Annotated in this window: 16 protein-coding genes; 14 read left to right on the forward strand and 2 right to left on the reverse strand. The window is 68.9% G+C overall.

The genetic code is table 11. The features are described from left to right. The first annotated feature begins 25 nt into the window (after window positions 1-25). The 11 genes from B7K21_RS08415 to B7K21_RS08465 all read left to right on the forward strand — a co-directional run bounded on the left by B7K21_RS08415 (window position 26) and on the right by B7K21_RS08465 (window position 10,103). The gene (locus B7K21_RS08415) at window positions 26-688 is read left to right on the forward strand and encodes a nucleoside triphosphate pyrophosphatase (protein ID WP_084075002.1); all 663 of its coding nucleotides are present in this window, start codon (window positions 26-28) and stop codon (window positions 686-688) included. A gap of 158 nt (window positions 689-846) precedes the next feature. Further along, entirely contained in the window at window positions 847-2,631 is a 1,785-nt protein-coding gene (locus tag B7K21_RS08420) for a biotin carboxylase N-terminal domain-containing protein (RefSeq protein WP_084075003.1), read from the forward strand. A 337-nt stretch (window positions 2,632-2,968) separates the two neighbouring features. Beyond that, window positions 2,969-3,376, forward strand: a complete 408-nt coding sequence (locus tag B7K21_RS08425) for a hypothetical protein (protein ID WP_144016144.1) — start codon at window positions 2,969-2,971, stop codon at window positions 3,374-3,376. Between the two features lie 16 nt (window positions 3,377-3,392). After that, complete coding sequence (locus B7K21_RS12460) at window positions 3,393-3,863, forward strand: hypothetical protein (RefSeq protein WP_144016145.1); 471 nt, start codon at window positions 3,393-3,395, stop codon at window positions 3,861-3,863. Between the two features lie 68 nt (window positions 3,864-3,931). Continuing rightward, the gene (locus B7K21_RS08435; RefSeq protein WP_144016146.1) at window positions 3,932-4,261 is read left to right on the forward strand and encodes a hypothetical protein; all 330 of its coding nucleotides are present in this window, start codon (window positions 3,932-3,934) and stop codon (window positions 4,259-4,261) included. A 10-nt stretch (window positions 4,262-4,271) separates the two neighbouring features. Further along, complete coding sequence (locus B7K21_RS08440) at window positions 4,272-4,757, forward strand: hypothetical protein (protein ID WP_144016147.1); 486 nt, start codon at window positions 4,272-4,274, stop codon at window positions 4,755-4,757. A 239-nt stretch (window positions 4,758-4,996) separates the two neighbouring features. After that, window positions 4,997-5,401 carry a hypothetical protein gene (locus B7K21_RS08445; protein ID WP_084075008.1) on the forward strand — a complete coding sequence of 135 codons (405 nt, stop codon included), beginning with the start codon at window positions 4,997-4,999 and terminating at the stop codon, window positions 5,399-5,401. 151 nt (window positions 5,402-5,552) lie between these two features. Beyond that, window positions 5,553-6,410 (forward strand): iron uptake transporter permease EfeU, encoded by an 858-nt coding sequence (efeU, locus tag B7K21_RS08450; protein ID WP_084075009.1) that lies wholly within the window; start codon window positions 5,553-5,555, stop codon window positions 6,408-6,410. Window positions 6,411-6,432: 22 nt separating this feature from the next. After that, window positions 6,433-7,593 (forward strand): iron uptake system protein EfeO, encoded by a 1,161-nt coding sequence (efeO, locus tag B7K21_RS08455; protein WP_084075010.1) that lies wholly within the window; start codon window positions 6,433-6,435, stop codon window positions 7,591-7,593. An 11-nt stretch (window positions 7,594-7,604) separates the two neighbouring features. Continuing rightward, window positions 7,605-8,948: an iron uptake transporter deferrochelatase/peroxidase subunit gene (efeB, locus tag B7K21_RS08460; RefSeq protein WP_084075011.1), complete on the forward strand. Its 1,344-nt coding sequence runs from the start codon at window positions 7,605-7,607 to the stop codon at window positions 8,946-8,948. 159 nt (window positions 8,949-9,107) lie between these two features. Continuing rightward, a complete protein-coding gene (locus B7K21_RS08465) occupies window positions 9,108-10,103 on the forward strand; it encodes a pirin family protein (protein ID WP_084075012.1) in 996 nt (331 codons plus the stop codon). Between the two features lie 12 nt (window positions 10,104-10,115). On the opposite strand, the gene B7K21_RS08470 is transcribed toward B7K21_RS08465, so the two are convergent. After that, window positions 10,116-11,501 (reverse strand): NAD(P)H-quinone dehydrogenase, encoded by a 1,386-nt coding sequence (locus B7K21_RS08470; RefSeq protein WP_234989256.1) that lies wholly within the window; start codon window positions 11,499-11,501, stop codon window positions 10,116-10,118. Window positions 11,502-11,616: 115 nt separating this feature from the next. Between B7K21_RS08470 and B7K21_RS08475 the strand changes: the two genes are divergently transcribed. The 3 genes from B7K21_RS08475 to B7K21_RS08485 all read left to right on the forward strand — a co-directional run bounded on the left by B7K21_RS08475 (window position 11,617) and on the right by B7K21_RS08485 (window position 14,890). Further along, window positions 11,617-12,414: a purine-nucleoside phosphorylase gene (locus tag B7K21_RS08475; protein ID WP_084075014.1), complete on the forward strand. Its 798-nt coding sequence runs from the start codon at window positions 11,617-11,619 to the stop codon at window positions 12,412-12,414. After that, on the forward strand, window positions 12,415-14,121 hold the full coding sequence (locus B7K21_RS08480; RefSeq protein WP_084075015.1) for a phospho-sugar mutase: 1,707 nt from the start codon (window positions 12,415-12,417) through the stop codon (window positions 14,119-14,121). 139 nt (window positions 14,122-14,260) lie between these two features. Continuing rightward, window positions 14,261-14,890 carry a vancomycin high temperature exclusion protein gene (locus B7K21_RS08485; RefSeq protein WP_144016148.1) on the forward strand — a complete coding sequence of 210 codons (630 nt, stop codon included), beginning with the start codon at window positions 14,261-14,263 and terminating at the stop codon, window positions 14,888-14,890. Here B7K21_RS08485 and B7K21_RS08490 read toward each other — a convergent pair. Next, the gene (locus B7K21_RS08490) at window positions 14,887-17,241 is read right to left on the reverse strand and encodes an excinuclease ABC subunit UvrA (RefSeq protein ID WP_084075017.1); all 2,355 of its coding nucleotides are present in this window, start codon (window positions 17,239-17,241) and stop codon (window positions 14,887-14,889) included. The genes B7K21_RS08485 and B7K21_RS08490 overlap by 4 nt on opposite strands. Between the last annotated feature and the right edge of the window lie 89 nt (window positions 17,242-17,330).

A 17,330-nucleotide genomic window follows, 5' to 3' on the forward strand; every position in this document is an offset into this window, starting at 1 on the left:
GCCAGGCACGGCTAGGCTCGCGGCCATGGCCGTGCCGCTCGTCCTCGCTTCCCAGTCCCCTGCCCGCCTGGCGACGCTCCGCTCCGCCGGAGTTGAGCCCCGCGTGATCGTCTCGCACGTGGATGAGGACGCAGTGCTCGCACGGGTGCGCGCCGACCACGCCGACGCCGGGCTCGGGGACCTCGCATTCGACGCCTCGGTGCTGGCCTTGGCTCGCGCCAAGGCGGAGGAGGTCGCGTCGTCTCACGACACGGGCGCGCTGGTGCTGGGCTGCGACTCGATGCTCGAGATCGACGGGCAGATCCTGGGCAAGCCGGGGGACGCGGCGACCGCACGCGAGCGCTGGCGGGCCATGCGCGGCCGCACCGGCGTGCTGCACACCGGCCACTGGCTCGTCGACGACCGTGAGAGTGGCTCCGGCGCGACGATCGGCGAGACCGCCTCGACTCTGGTGCGCTTCGCAGACCTGGGAGACGACGAGATCGATGCGTACGTGGCCACAGGCGAGCCGCTGAACGTCGCGGGTGCCTTCACCGTGGACTCGCTGGGTGGGCCGTACGTCGAGTCGATCGACGGAGACTTCCACGCCGTCGTGGGTGTGTCCCTGCCGCTGCTGCGTCACCTGCTGACCCCATGCGGCGTGCGCTTCCACGAGCTGTGGGAGCGCGATCAGGGCGCGAGTTTGTAGATCGCCGACAACCTACGGCCCCGTACGGTAAAGGCCAGCCAAAATCGTTGTCGGAATCCCACAACGCGTGGTGAGAGACCTTGGTCCCGCATCCAAACTTGCCCGGGGTACCCGGCACCGGCTAGGACTGCCGAGCCGCCGCACGCTAACGTGACTGCGTGTCTGCCTTCTCCAGCGTCCTGATCGCCAACCGCGGCGAGATCGCGGTCCGCATCGTCCGCGCGTGCGCGGACGCCGGACTGAGGTCCATCGCCGTCTACGCCGACCCCGACCGCGACGCCCCGCACGTGTCCATGGCGGACGACGCGTACGCACTCGGCGGCGCGACCGCACGCCAGACCTATCTGGACATCGCCAAGATCATCGAGGTCGCCCAGCGCTCCGGCGCCGAGGCGGTGCACCCCGGCTACGGCTTCCTCGCAGAGAACTCGGACTTCGCCCGCGCAGTCATCGACGCAGGACTGATCTGGATCGGACCCTCCCCCGACGCGATCGACGCGCTGGGCGACAAGGTCTCGGCCCGCCACATCGCGCAGCGCGCAGGCGCACCGCTCGTGCCCGGCACCCCTGACCCCGTGGAGACGGCCGACGAGGTGGTCGCCTTCGCCGACGCGAATGGACTTCCGGTCGCCATCAAGGCGGCCTTCGGCGGTGGAGGACGCGGACTCAAGGTCGCCCGCACCCGCGAGGAGATCCCCGAACTGTTCGACTCCGCCACGCGCGAGGCCGTCGCAGCCTTCGGCCGCGGCGAGTGCTTCGTGGAACGCTTCCTCGACAAGCCCAGGCACGTCGAGACGCAGTGCCTCGCGGACGCACACGGCAACGTCGTCGTCGTCTCGACGCGCGACTGCTCGCTCCAGCGCCGGCATCAGAAGCTCGTCGAGGAGGCCCCCGCGCCGTTCTTGACCGACGATCAGCGCGCGCGCCTCGTCGAATCGAGCCAGGCGATCCTGCGCGAGGCCAAGTACCTTGGCGCCGGCACGTGCGAGTTCCTCGTGGGCTCTGACGGCACCATCAGCTTCCTCGAGGTCAACACGCGCCTCCAGGTGGAGCACCCGGTGACCGAGGAGGTCACGGGCGTGGACCTGGTGCGCGAGCAGTTCCGCATCGCCGCGGGCGAGCCGATCTCCGTGCTCGAGCCCGAGGTTCGCGGCCACTCGATCGAGTTCCGCATCAATGGCGAGGACCCGGCGGCAAACTTCATGCCCGCCCCCGGTCGGATCCACCGGCTGCACTTCCCCTCGGGCCCCGGCGTCCGCGTGGACGCGGGAGTGCGTCAGGGCGACACCGTCTCCGGCAACTTCGACTCGATGATCGCCAAGGTCATCGTCACCGGCGCCACGCGCGAGCAGGCGCTGCAGCGTGCCCGCCGCGCGCTCGCCGAGATGAACGTCGAGGGCATCCCCACGGTGCTGCCCTTCCACCGCGCAGTGCTCGGCTCCCCCGCCTACACGGCTGAGGACGGCACGTTCGGCGTGTACACGACGTGGATCGAGTCCGAGTTCGCCGAGACCGTCGCCTCGCTCGGCGGCGGCTCTACCGCCGCGAGCGACGAGGACGACGCCGCCACCGAGCGCGTGGTCGTCGAGGTGGGTGGCAAGCGCCTCGAGGTCGTCCTCCCCGCCTCCCTTGCACGGGCAGGCCGGGCTGCCGCGGCGTCGGGCGGGCCAGCCCGACGCTCGAGCCGGCGTGGCAACGGCGGTCCCGTCCGCACCACGAACGGCACCACGCTCACCTCCCCCATGCAGGGCACGATCGTCAAGGTCGCCGTCGAGGACGGCGCGACCGTCGCCGAGGGAGACCTCGTGGTGGTCCTCGAGGCGATGAAGATGGAGCAGCCGCTCATCGCGCACAAGGCAGGCGTCATCACGGGACTCGCCGCCGCCGTCGGTGCGGGCGTCTCGGCGGGCACAGTCATCTGCGACATCGCCGACGCTTCGTAGCCTCCCGACGTGGGTGCTCGGTCGCCGCGGGGTGACGGGGTGGTGTTTGTCACTTCCTGAACCGTCTTCCATTGACGTGGTGAGGTTGCCGGGAATACGTTGCGAGCACATTCGTCGGCTTTGTGCCGAAGAGCCAGTTCGCCGGGGGGCGCGTGGTGGGTGCTTTACAGGGGGTTTCTGCGTCGGTACTGCTGGCGCTGGTTGCGATGTTCGCGACGCCTGTCGCGGCGGCCGCGGCGGGTGAGAGTCCGCAGATCGTGTCGTTCTCGCCTGCGACTGCACCGCACAAGGCGACGTCACTATAGAGCGCGAAACGATGAATCCTACGGGCGGCGACGTGCTCTTCGATTATGCGCTCGACTTCGACATGCCACCCAACGTCTTCAACGAGTCGATCACCTGGCACTCCACTACCGGGGCCGTGCCCGCATACATCGCACACCTCAGCAACAACGGATTCCACTCCGGCGATCCACTGGCACAAGTCGACGACATCGGTGAACCCGTCGAACTCGACACCACCAACGGCCCTGACGACCAAGGCACGATGGCACTGCTCAATCTCGGCGAACTCGCCGTCGGACAATCCGTGGCATTCACGCTCTACATCGGCCTCGCGCCAAACAGTGAGACTGCCGAACTCGCCCTCCACGACATCGAACACGCCATCTCAGCACAAGCCACCAGCGGAGACACCATCGGACTGTTCGCCATCGGAACACCCACCTACCAACCCACACCGTAAAAATGAGAGAGTCACCATGAACACAGTCCAAGTCAGTTCGGCGGGTCACGGCAACTCCCGGTCATCTGGCGAGACGACCACGAAAGACTCAGCGGTTCCTGACATCACAGACAGCCCCCAAACCCCACGCAGGAAGCGCTTTCGCGGCCCAACTCAGACGCTCACCACGACCGCAGTCCTCACCATGCTGCTCAGCGGGTGCGTCTTCGCCATCGATCCGGCACACCCGACCGCCACGTTCGTGAACGATACCGCCGAGTCGCTGACGTTCACGATCGAGTACGACGGCGAAACTCGCGAAGCAGTGCTACTCGTCGTGAGCCCATATTCCGAGCAGTTCACATCGATAGATGACTGCATTGGTGACAGGATCCGGGTCGAGAGCGAGGACGGCAAGGTCGTCGGCACGACAGATGGGCCGGCGTGCGCAGGTTGGCAGTTGACTGTCAGCGAAGACGGAACGCTTACCTACGAGGACAAGAGCTAGGCCCCGTTCATGCGAGGCCACGAATGCGATCAAGCACGTCGACTACCTGGCACTCCACCACCGGAGCCGTGCCCGCATACATCGCACACCTCAGCAACAACGGATTCCACTCCGGCGATCCGCTGGCAGAGGTCGACGACATCGGTGAACCCGTCGAACTCGACACCACTTGCGGCCCTGACGACCAAGGCACGATGGCACGACTCAACCTCGGCTCACTCGCCGTCGGACAATCCGTGGCATTCACGCTCTACATCGGCCTCGCGCCAAACGGTGAGACTGCCGAACTCGCCCTCCACGACATCGAACACGTCGTCTCAGCACAAGCCACCAGCGGCGACACCATCGGACTGTTCGCCATCGGAACACCCACCTACCAGCCCACACCGTCCAACTGAAGGAGGCGGGATGCATCAGCCCGAGCCAGAGATATCGGCCATGCCTGGGACCGGACGTCAGCACAGTGCACTACGAGACCGACCGGCGCGGCCAGACACCGGCGACGCACTGCGCAACACCATGCGAACCACCACGACCCGCCCATCACAGCGCCGGCTCATCCACACACTGACAACCGCAGCGATCACCGCACTCACTCTCACCGGCTGCGTCTTCGCCATCGACCCCCCGCACCCCACTGTCGAATTCTTCAACGATTCCAATCAGACAGTGATCTTCACGGTCGAGTACAACGACGGAGGCCCAGACGCCAAAGCTGTGGTCGTCGAGCCGCACTTGGTGGGCTCCTCCTCGGTAGACGTGTGCACCGGTCAGAGCATCCGCGTGGAAACCGAGACCGGCGAGGTCCTGGGGCGGACAACCGAACCTGCCTGCCCGAACTGGCTACTGACGGTCCACGAAGACGGAACGCTCACGTACGAGGACAAGAGTTAGGTGCCATGCGCGCGAGACCGTGAACACAATCAGTCACGTCGACCAACTGACATGGCCACCATGAACACAGTCCCAGTCAGTTCGGCGGGCAACGGCGCCTCCCGGTCATCTGGTGCGCCGACCACCGCCCGGCATGCCGCGTCGGCACGTCGTGCATCGCCGCACCATTTCCGCATGTGCGCGCTCGCTACCAAAGCAACGATCGACCTGGAGCCCCACATAGACGAAAGGACCAGATCATGACCGCACGATCAGCACGGTCGAACAGCGGAAAGCCGTGGTCGCGAGCGAAGGGAACGAAGGTCAAGAAGGCACTTCCCGCGGCCGCATTCATCGGCACATTGACTGTCGCACTCACGGGCTGCCTGGTCAACTACGACTCCGCCAAACCAGAGATGACGATTTCGAACGAATACAGCGAAGACGTTGTTGTCTGGGTCGGGAACGGTTCGCGAGAGGAGGACACGCCGCTAGAGGCGGGTGATGCCACCGTCATTCTCGTACCGAACTGCGTGGGCAGCGAAATCCGAGTGGAGACCACTTCAGGCGAAGTACTCGACAGACTCGAGGAGCGGGCCTGCCCGAACTGGGTGCTGACGATCACAGAGGCGGGCGAACTCGAATACACCGAACTCGACAACTAGCTAGCGGCGAGGCCACCCGGCCCCACCGTCGGGCCTATCTATTACGCAACAGTCATGTTGCGGAAGTTTGACACGCAACCTCGGACACCCCTACGCTCGCCGCAGTGGGTAAGGCACGCCTTACCATTTTCCGCCGCGCAAGGAGCCGCCTGTGTTCGCCAACTTCCTCATCGGACTGCGTGAGGGCCTCGAGGCCTCGCTGATCGTCGGCATCCTCGTCGCGTATCTGGTGCGGATCGAGCGCCGCGATCTGCTGGTGCAGGTGTGGCTCGGCGTCGGCATTGCGATCGCAGTCTCGCTCGGTTTCGGAGCGCTGCTCACGCTCGGCCCGCAAGGGCTCAGCTTCGAGGCGCAGGAGATCATCGGCGGCTCGCTCAGCATCGTCGCCGTGGGGCTCATCACCTGGATGATCTTCTGGATGGGCAAGACCGCGCGCCACCTGCGCGGGCACCTCGAAGGAAGCATGGACAAGGCCATCGCCGTCGGTAAGGGAGCCGTCATCGCGATGGCGCTGCTCGCCGTGGGCCGCGAAGGACTCGAGACCTCGCTGTTCCTCTGGGCTGGCATCCAGTCCGCGGGCTCGTCTACCGCGCCGATTCTGGGCGCCACGCTCGGCCTCGCCGTAGCGATCGTGCTCGGCTGGGTCGTGTACCGCGGCGCCGCGCGCATCAACCTGCGCGTCTTCTTCCAGTGGACCGGGGTGTTCCTCATCATCGTGGCCGGCGGCGTCCTCGCGTACGGCGTGCACGACCTCCAGGAGGCCGGCGTGCTGCCTGGCCTGAACACCCTCGCCTTCGACGTCAGCGGCACGATCACCTCCGACTCGGTGCTGGGCACCGTGCTCAAGGGCGTCTTCAACTTCTCCCCCGCGACCACCGTGCTCGAGGCCGTGGCGTGGGTCCTCTACGTCGTTCCCGTCATGTGGCTGTTCGTGCGCACCGCCTTCCGCGGCGCTCCGAAGCCCGCCGGCGCCCCGCGCGTCACCGAGACCGCCGCGACCGCGGCCTGATCACCGAAGGACTCCTCTCCGCATGAACGCCCGCTTCGCTCTGCCCTCGCTCGTCCTCACCGGCGCCGTCATCGCCCTCGCTGGCTGCGTGCCCAACACACCGGCCGGCGCGGACGCCGTCGCTGTCACCGCGACCGACGAGGGCTGCACGCTCTCCGCCGTCGAGGCGCCTGCGGGCACCCTGGTGTTCTCGGTGTCCAACGAGGGTTCGTCCGCGACTGAGTTCTACCTGCTCGCCTCGGATGGTTCGTCGATCGTCTCCGAGGTCGAGAACATCGGCCCCGGGCTCACACGCGATCTCACCGTGCAGGTCGCTGCGGGTGACTACTTCACGTCGTGCCGCGAGTCGGATACCGCCGACGCGGTCCCCGCTGCCTTCACCGTCACCGAAGCCACCGGCGAGGTGGAGGTCGACGAGGAGCGCCAGGCGCTGCTCGACCAGGCAGCCGCCACGTACAAGGCGTACGTGCAGCAGGAGGTCGCGGCACTCGTCACCGCCACCGACGAGTTCGTCGCCGCCTTCGTGGCCGGCGACGACGACGCGGCGCGCGACATCTACGCCTCCGCACGCTCCCACTGGGAGGCGATCGAGCCCGTCGCCGAGTCCTTTGGCGACCTCGACCCCTCGATGGACTTGCGCGAGGCCGACCTCGCCGAGGGCGAGGAGTGGACCGGCTGGCACGCCATGGAGAAGGACCTGTGGCAGCCCGCCGACTACACGCCCCTCACCGTCGACGAGCGCACCGCCCTTGCCGAGCGCCTGGTCGCCGACACCGCCGAGCTCTCTACCCGCGTGAACGCGGACGACTTCACCTTCGAGGCCTTCCAGATCGGCAACGGAGCCAAGGAGCTGCTCGACGAGGTCGCGACCGGCAAGATCACCGGCGAGGAGGAGATCTGGTCCGGCACCGACCTGTGGGACTTCCGCGCCAACCTCGACGGCGCCCACGAGGCCTTCATCGTCCTCAAGCCCGCCGCCGACCTCACCGACACAGACCTGAGCACCGAGATCGAGGAGCGTTTCGCCGCGCTCGATGCCGAGCTCGCGCAGTACGGCTCGCTCGAGGCCGGCTTCCTCACCTACTCGGAGCTGACCGAGGACCAGGTGCTCGAACTCTCCCGCCTCGTCGAGGCGCTCAGCGAGTCACTCTCGCAGCTCACCGCCGCCGCAGTCGCCGCCTGAGAGCGACCCTCATGAACGACACCTCCTCGCCCGAGCACGGCGCGACAGCCCCGACGTCCCAGCAGCCCGACGCTGGGGAGACTCGTCGCGGGCCGTCACGGCGCGCCGTGCTCGGCGGGGCGGGCGTCGTCGCCGGAGCGGCGGCGCTCGCAGGCGGCGGGTTCGCTGCCGGGCGCGCGACGGCGTCGCCCATGCAGTTGCGCCAGTACGACTTCTTCGGCGAGCACCAGAGCGGCATCGTCACGCCCGCGCAGGACCGCATGCATTTCGCGGCCTTCGACGTCACCACGTCCGACCGTGACGCGCTGATCGGGCTGCTACGCGCGTGGTCGGAGGCGGCCGCGACGCTGATGTCCGGCTCTGAGCTCGGCACGGGCATTGCCGGCGGCTCCCCCCTCGCCCCGCCCGAGGACACGGGCGATGCCACCGGGCTCCCCGCGTCGGGCCTCACCATCACGTTCGGGTTCGGGCCCGGCTTGTTCGTCAAGGACGGCGTGGACAGGTTCGGCCTCGCCGGCCGCCGGCCAGCCGCGCTGATCGATCTGCCGCACTTCCCCGGCGACACTCTCCAGGACCGCCTCACCGGAGGTGACCTGTGCATCCAGGCGTGCGCCGACGACCCGCAGGTGGCGATGCACGCGATCCGGAACCTCTCGCGTCTCGCCTTCGGCGTCGCGTCGGTGCGGTGGGCGCAGCTCGGCTTCGGCCGCACCTCGTCGACGACGCGCGAGCAGACCACGCCGCGGAACCTCATGGGCTTCAAGGACGGCACCCGCAACCTCAAGGCCGAGGACACGGAGAACGTCCGCGAGTGGCTGTGGGCCGACGCCTCAGACGGCGCCGACTGGATGGCGGGCGGCACGTACCTCGTGGCCCGCAAGCTGCGCATCCTCGCCGAGATCTGGGACCGCGCGTCGCTGTCCGAGCAGGAGGCGCTCGTCGGACGCACCAAGGGATCCGGCGCGCCGCTGTCTGGCGGAAACGAGTTCACCGACCCCGACTTCACGCGACCGGGAGCGGACGGCAGCCCGCTCATCCCCACCGATTCGCACGTGGCGCTCGCGCACCCGAGCGCGAACGGCGGCGCGATGATGCTGAGGCGCGGCTACAACTACACGGACGGCGCCGACGACCTGGGCCGGCTGGACGCGGGCCTCTTCTTCCTGGCCTTCGTGCGCGACCCCGAGACGCAGTTCGTCCCGATGCAGACGGCGATCTCGTCGTCCGACGCGATGACAGTCGAGTACGTGCGTGCAGTGGGTTCGGCGCTCTTCGCGGTGCCACCAGGGGTTCCTGCGGGTGCGACGCTCGACGGTTCCGACGGTGCCTACATCGGACAGGGCTTGTTCACCTGAGACGCGCCATCGGGCGCGGTCGCCGCGCCTCGGCCCCACAGTCGACCATCCGTCGGCGTCGCTCGCGTACGCTCGTGGTGCGGTGACAATGGCCCCTCGCCGGAAGCGTCGGGCGGATCAGGTGTCCCGCTCGCACGATCGTGAGGGAGGCATGCCCCGGTGAGCGACCTCGAAACCCGACCGCAAGAGTCCGTGCTCGAACAAGGTCAACCGTGCGCCGGGGTCGAAGTGCTGGAACCTCGCGAGGTGCCTCTCGGCGGCCCACGCGCCATGACCGTCTACCGGACGCTTCCCCAGAAGCAGCGCTCCCTCGTCGGCGCCTGGTGCTTCCTCGACCACTACGGCCCTGACGACGTCGCCGGGTCCGGCGGCATGGTGGTGCCGCGCCACCCGCATACGGGCCTCGCGACGGTGAGCTGGCTGTTCACCGGCGGGATCGACCACCTCGACTCGGGCGGCAACGCCGCACGCGTGCGGCCAGGCGAGCTCAACCTCATGATCGCGGGCCGCGGCATCACTCACTCCGAGATCAGCACGGCGAGCACAAGCGTGCTGCACGGTGTCCAACTGTGGTTCGCGCTACCTGAGAGCACCCGGTTCAGCGAGAACCAGTTCCTCCACCACGTTCCCGAGCCGGTCACTGCTCCAGGCGTGACCGCCCGAGTCTTCATCGGCGAGCTGCTCGGATCGTCCTCGCCCGTCGAGACGAGGACGCCAGACCTACTCGGAGCTGAACTGCTCGTGGAGCCGGGCGCCACCGCGGTCCTCCCCGTGCGCGCCGACTTCGAGCATGCGCTGCTGGCCGAGAACGCCCACATCGACGTCAACGGCACCGCGGTCGAACACCGCTCGCTGGCCTACGTGCCCACAGGGTCGGACACGATCCACGTCACCGCCGGACCGCGCGGCGCGCGCGTCATCCTCCTGGGCGGCGTCCCGCTGGGCGAGCGCATCGTCATGTGGTGGAACTTCGTGGGACGCGACCACGACGAGATCGTCGAGTTCCGGCGGCGGTATCAGGCCGAGCTCGGCTTCGAGCCGGCGGACCCCGCGGACGAGGGCAAGCCCCCACTGTTCGGGAGTTTCCCGCCGGGCGAGCTTGCGCCTCTGCCCGCGCCGACCCTGCCTCCGCTGCGGCTCCGGCCTCGCGCCTGAACTCGCGACCCGCTAGACGCCCTGAGGATCGCTCTCGCGGATGCCGTGCAGTCGCCGTGCGACCTCGCCCGTGGTGCCGGACAGCGAGGGATACACCGTGAAGGCGTCGGCCACCTGATCCACGGTGAGGTGGTTCGCCACGGCGAGAGAGAGCGCGAAGATGTGCTCGGAGGCCCGCGAGCCGACGATGACGGCGCCCAGCACCAGCCCGGTGACCGTGTGGCCGAAGATCTTGACGAAGCCCTGGTCGATTCCGAGCATCTTGGCGCGCGGGTTGCGCGCGAGATCCAACCGCTCCACGCGATAGAAGATGCCGCGCTCGCGCAGCTCCGCCTCCGACGCGCCCACCGTCGCGATCTCCGGCGCGGTGAACACCGTCGAGGACACCGTCGCAAGCTCCAGCGGGTGCACCGCGTCGCCCAGCACGTGCGCCATCGCGATGCGCCCCTGCGAGGCCGCGACCGACGCGAGCGGCAGGACTCCTGTGCAGTCGCCGGCCGCATAGACGCCGGCCACGCTGGTGCGCGACACCCTGTCGACCTTGATGTAGCCGCGCTCGTCGAGCGCGATGCCCGCCTCTTCGAGCCCCAGACCCTCGGTGTTCGGGATCGAGCCGACTGCCATGAGCACATGGCTGCCCGCCACCTCGCGGCCGTCCTCGAGCGTGACCACCACACCGTCACCTTCGCGACGTGCTGCCGCCGCCCGACCACCGACGAGCGTCATGCCGCGGTCCTTGAACACCTGGGTGAGCATCGCCGACGCCTCGGGGTCCTCACGCGGCAGCACCCGGTCGTGTGACGCGATCAGCGTGACCTCGGAGCCCAGCAGCCGGTACGCGCCCGCGAACTCCGCGCCCGTCACACCCGAACCCACCACGATGAGGTGCTCGGGCAGCTCCTCAAGCGTGTAGAGGTCGTTCCAGCTGAGGATGCGTTCGCCGTCGGGCATGGCTGAATCAAGCACGCGGGGGCGCGCGCCGAGCGCGAGGAGGACAGCGTCGGCCGTGATCTCCTCATCCCCTACCGCCAGGGTGAGCGGCCCCACGAGACGGCCCTCACCACGGACGACGCGCACGCCCTCGCCGGTCACCCGCGCTTCGATGTCGCCGCTCTGGCGCTCCACGAGAGACTTCACGCGCGCGTTGACGGCACCGAGGTCCACGCGAAGGCTCGCCGGCCCCGCGTCGCCGACGATGCCGAGCTCCGGTGCGCGCTCCGCGATGGTGCGCCATTCCGCGGTCGCGATGACCGTCTTGGACGGCACGACGTCCGTCAGCACCGCGTTGCCACCCAGCCCGTGCCGCTCGATCAGCGTCACCTGGGCGCCGGCCTTGCGCGCCACCAGTGCCGCCTCGTAGCCGCCGGGTCCGCCGCCGAGGATCACCACATGGGTCATGCCCGCCATCGTTCCACACGGACGCCACATGCCCGACGCCGTGGCCGGGTTCGCGCCTTGTCCCCGCCGCTGCCGCGCGCGGCGGACCCCGCTTGGCCCGGATAGGCTCGGAGGCATGACTGAAGCCCACGACTTCGCCGCCGAGGCGGCCCGCGTCCTTGCCGAGAAGACCGGCATCGAGCACCACGACATCGCCCTCATCCTGGGCTCCGGCTGGGGAGGCGCCGCCGAGCTGCTCGGCGAGGAGATCGCATCCGTGAACGCCGCTGACATCCCCGGATTCACCGGCCACGCCGTCGCCGGCCACCACGCCGTGCACCGCTCGTTCCGCACCCCGAACGGACGCACCGTGCTCTCGCTCGGCGCTCGCCAGCACTTCTACCAGTCGCGCAACGCGTCGACGGTGGCGCACGCGGTCCGCATGGCCGCCGCTGCCGGCTGCACGCAGCTCGTGGTCACCAACGGCTGCGGCTCCGTGAACCCGGACTTCGTCCCCGGCACTGTCGTGCTGCTCAAGGACCACATCAACTTCACCTCGGCGACCCCGCTCGAGGGCGCGACGTTCGTCGACATGACGCAGACCTACACGCCCCGCCTGCGCGAGCTCGCACGCACGATCGACGACTCGCTGCCCGAGGGCGTCTACATGCAGTTCACCGGCCCCCAGTACGAGACCCCGGCCGAGGTGCGCATGGCGTCGATCCTGGGCGCCGACCTCGTGGGCATGTCCACCGCCCTCGAGTCGCTCGCGGCCCGCGAGGCAGGCATGGAGATCCTGGGGCTGTCGCTCGTGACGAACCTCGCCGCAGGATTCGGCGGCGAGACGCTGGACCACCAGGAGGTGCTCGACGCGGGCGCCGCCGCCGCGCCGCGCATCTCCGCGCTGCTCGCCGAGATCGTGAAGGTGATGTAGATGGACTCCGCACTGCTCGAGACCGCGCGAGCGTGGCTCGCCGATGACCCCGACGCCGTGACCCGCGAGGAGCTCGCCGCGATCATCGAGCGCGCCGAGTCCGGCGACGACTCCGCCCAGGTCGACCTCGCCGACCGCTTCCAGGGGCTGCTGCAGTTCGGCACGGCCGGCCTGCGCGGCGAGATCGGCGCCGGCCCGCACCGCATGAACCGCGCCGTGGTGATCCGCGCGGCCGCGGGCCTCGCGGCGTTCCTCACCGAGTCTCTCGGCGAGAGCCCCGCACGCGTGGCGATCGGCTACGACGCGCGCCACGGCTCGGAGCAGTTCGCGCGTGACACCGCTGCGGTGATGACCGCGGCAGGCCACGAGGCGCTGCTGCTGCCCCGCAGGCTTCCCACCCCCGTGCTCGCCTACGCGACGCGCGCCCTCGACGCCGACGCCGGCGTCATGGTGACCGCCTCACACAACCCGCCGCGCGACAACGGCTACAAGGTCTACCTGGGCGGGCGCGTCGTCACCGGCGCCGGCCAGGGCGCGCAGATCGTGCCGCCCTACGACGCGCAGATCGCCGCGCGCATCGCCGCCGTCGAGTCCGTCGAGTCCGTGCCCCGCGCCGCCGAGGGCTGGACCGTGCTGGGCGAGGACGTCGTGGACGCCTATGTGGCGGCCGCGGCGGCCGTGGTGCCCGCAGCGTCGGGCGCGTTGGCCGAGGCCCGGCGGACCCTGAAGGTGGTCCTCACCCCGCTGCACGGCGTCGGCGCCGAGACCGTAGAGCGCGCACTTCGCGGTGCAGGCTTCGAAGACCTCACGACCGTGCCGCAGCAGGCCGAGCCCGACCCCGACTTCCCGACCGTGTCGTTCCCCAACCCCGAGGAGAAGGGCGCGATCGACCTGTCGCTCTCACTCGCCGAGGAGTTGGGCGCCGACGTGGTGATCGCCAATGATCCAGACACCGACCGTGCGGCCGTCGCGACCATCATCGACGGACGCTGGACGATGCTTCACGGCGACGTGGTCGGATCGCTCCTGGGCGAGCGTGTCGCGTCGCGCGGCGGCCACCCGGAGGGCGCGGTCCTCGCCAACTCCGTCGTCTCGTCGCAGCAGCTCGGAGCGATCGCCAAGGAGCACGGACTGGGCTACCGACACACGCTGACCGGCTTCAAGTGGATCTCCCGCGAGGAAGGCCTCGTCTACGGCTACGAGGAAGCGCTCGGGTACTGCGTCGCACCCGACCTCGTGCGCGACAAGGACGGCATCTCCGCCGCCGTGATGCTCGCCGACTACGTGGCCGAGCTGAAGGCTTCGGGGAGGACACTCGCAGACGCGATCGACGACCTCGCCCGTTCGTACGGCGTGTACCTCACGCGCCAGGTCTCGGCCCGCTTCGCGGACCTGTCCCTCATCGGCGAGACGATGGACCGGCTACTCTCGGCTCCCCCGGCTTCCCTCGGCGGCTCCGACGTGGTCGCGACCGACGACATGGGCGAAGGCTTCCAGGGCCTGCCCCCGACGACGGGCCTGCACCTGGCCACCGCATCGGGCGCGCGCGTGATCATCCGCCCCTCCGGCACGGAGCCCAAGGTCAAGGCCTACCTCGAGGTCATCGAGCCGCTCGGCGACGACGGAGACGTCGCGGCCGCGCGCGCCAGGGCCACCGAGGCGATGGACGCGCTCGACTCGGACGTGCACGCGGCGCTGGGACTGTAGCTCCACCCCGCCGCACCCACCGCACCCACCCGACAGATTGCACTGGGTGTCGATTCTCGGAGGGTGCGGCGCGACACGTTGCACACAGCGTCGGGCAACTATCCCGAGACCCCCGACGGTGCTGCGATAGCGTGACGGGGTGACCCGCCTGCATTCCCGTATGCGCTGGTACATCGCGGCGCTCGTGCTGATCCCGGCGCTCATCGCGGCGCCGTGGCTGTACACGCACCTGACCACCTACGGCGAGATCGAGCAATCGGGGGCGCCTGCCGAGCATGCCGATGCCGCGCTCGTGCTCGGCGCGCGCGTCTATGAGGACGGCACGCCCTCACGCTTCCTGCGCGAACGCATCGAGGTCGGCGTCGCGCTGTACGAAGCGGGCGAGGTCGATCTGCTCATCATGAGCGGCGACGGAGACGACTCGTCAGGTTTCGGCGAACCCACGATCATGCGCGCCGTGGCCGAGTCGATGGGCGTGCCTGCCGAGGCGATCATCGAGGATCCCCTGGGCCTTGACACCTACTCGTCCTGCGCGCGCGCCCACGACGTCTACGGCGCATCGTCCGTGATCGTCGCGACGCAGGAGTTCCACATGGCACGCGCAGTCTGGCTCTGCGGCGAGATGGGGCTCGACGCGCAGGGCCGCTTCCCCGGCATCCGCCTCACGAACTCGACCATCATCGGCAACATCCGCGAGGTCCCCGCCACCGCGAAGGCAGTGCTCGACCACGTGACGGGGCGCGACGCCTCGGTCGAGGCGGCTGGCTAGCCCACGTACTCCTTGAGGTGCTGTGCGGTCAGCGTCTCACCCTGGGACACCAGGTCGGCAGGAATCCCCTCGAACACGACGAGGCCGCCGTCGTGGCCGGCGCCGGGGCCAAGGTCGATGATCCAGTCCGCGTGCGCCATCACCGCCTGGTGGTGCTCGATCACGATCACGGTCTTGCCGCCGTCCACCAGCCGGTCCAGGAGCCCCAGCAGGTTCTCGACGTCCGCGAGGTGCAACCCCGTCGTGGGCTCGTCGAGCACATAGACCCCTCCCTTCTCCCCCATGTGCGTCGCGAGCTTGAGGCGCTGGCGCTCGCCGCCCGAGAGGGTCGTGAGAGGCTGCCCCAGGTTGAGGTAGCCCAGCCCCACGTCCACGAGGTGGCGCAGGATCGTCGCGGCGGCGGGCGTCTTGGCGTCGCCCTCGGACAGGAGCGCGAGCGCGTCGGTCACGGGCATCTCTAGGACGTCCGCAATGGAGGCCCCACCCAGGGTGTACCGCAGCACGTCCTCGTTGAAGCGTCGGCCCTCGCACGCCTCGCACACGCTCGCGACCGTCTCCATGACGCCCAGCTCGGTGTAGATCATGCCGGCCCCGTTGCACACCGGGCACGCGCCCTCGGAGTTGGCGCTGAACAGCGCGGGCTTGACGCCATTGGCCTTCGCGAAGGCCTTGCGAATCGGCTCGAGCGCGCCCGTGTAGGTCGCAGGATTGGACCGCCGCGAGCCCTTGATAGGCCGCTGATCGATGGTGACCACGTCGTCGGCCGGGATCGACCCGTGGATGAGCGAACTCTTGCCCGAACCCGCCACGCCAGTCACCACTGTGAGCACGCCGAGCGGCAGGTCCACGTCCACGTCGCGCAGGTTGTTGGCGCTCGCTCCCCTGATCTCGATCACGCCCGACGCCGTACGCACCTCTGGCTTGAGGCTCGCCTTGTAACCCAGGTGGCGCCCCGTGAGCGTGTCCGAGGCCTTGAGCTCCTCCACGGTGCCCTCGAAGGTGATCTCGCCACCCGCGGAGCCAGCGCCGGGGCCGAGGTCCACGACGTGGTCGGCGATCGCGATCGTCTCGGGCTTGTGCTCCACCACGAGCACCGTATTGCCCTTGTCCCGCAACTGCTCCAGGAGGCGGTTCATGCGCGCGATGTCATGCGGGTGCAGGCCCACGGTGGGCTCGTCGAACACGTACGTGATGTCGGTGAGAGCAGAGCCGAGGTGGCGGATCATCTTGGTGCGCTGCGCCTCGCCACCCGAGAGCGAGCCGGCGGCGCGGTCGAGCGAGAGGTAGCCGAGACCGATCTCGACGAACGAGTCGAGGGTCTCGCGCAGGCCCGCCAGCAGCGGCGCGACCGACGGCTCGTCGAGGTCGCGCATCCACGCGGCGAGGTCGGAGATCTGCATCGCGGCCAGCTCGGCGATGTTCTTGCCCTCGATCCGAGAGGAGCGCGCGAGCTCGCTGAGGCGCGTGCCCTCGCAGTCGGGGCAGGTCTGGAACGTCACCGCGCGGTCCACGAACGCCCTGATGTGTGACTGCATCGCATCCTTGTCCTTGCTCAGCATGGACTTGGTGATCTTGGGGATCAGGCCCTCGTAGGTCATGTTGATGCCGGCCATCTTGACCTTGGTCGGCTCCTTGTAGAGCAGGTCGTCCCGCTCGCGCTTGGAGTAGTCCTTGATGGCCTTATTCGGGTCCAGGAAGCCCGATTCCGTGTAGATCCTGACCGCCCAGCCGTCGGCCGTGTAGCCGGGGATGGTGAGCGCTCCCTCAGCAAGGGACTTCGAGTCGTCGAACACCTGGGCGAGGTCCAGCTCGCTCACCCGTCCAGTGCCCTCGCAGCGCACGCACATGCCGCCCGTGACGGAGTACTCGCGGTGCTCGCGCACCGTGGTCCCGTCCTTGCGCGTCACCGTCGCTGAGCCCGAGCCCGACGAGCTCGCGACGTTGAAACTGAACGCCTGCGGCGGCCCCACCTGCGGCTGACCCAGGCGCGAGAACAGGATGCGCAGCATCGCGTGCACGTCCGTCGCGGTGCCCACGGTGGAGCGCACATTCGCGCCCATCGGCTCCTGGTCCACGATGATCGCTGTCGTGAGGCCCTCCAGCAGGTCCACGTCTGGCCGCTGCTGGCTGGGCATGAAGCCCTGGATGAACGAGCTGTAGGTCTCGTTGATCATGCGCCGCGACTCGGCGGCGATCGTGTCGAATACCAGCGAAGATTTGCCGGAGCCCGAGACACCCGTGAAGACGGTGAGGCGCCGCTTGGGAATGTCGAGCGAGACGTCCTTGAGGTTGTTCTCGCGGGCGCCGCGCACTCGCAGCAGGTCGTGGGCGTCAGCAGGGTGATCGGTCACCGGGCTATCGTCGCATGCCCGATGCCGGAGCTGCCTGACATGCCACGACCCCTCACCCGGACGCGGGGAGGGGTCGTGCGCAGATCGAG

This window comes from Demequina sp. NBRC 110052 (assembly GCF_002090075.1).
In the GTDB taxonomy this organism is placed as follows: Bacteria; Actinomycetota; Actinomycetes; order Actinomycetales; family Demequinaceae; genus Demequina.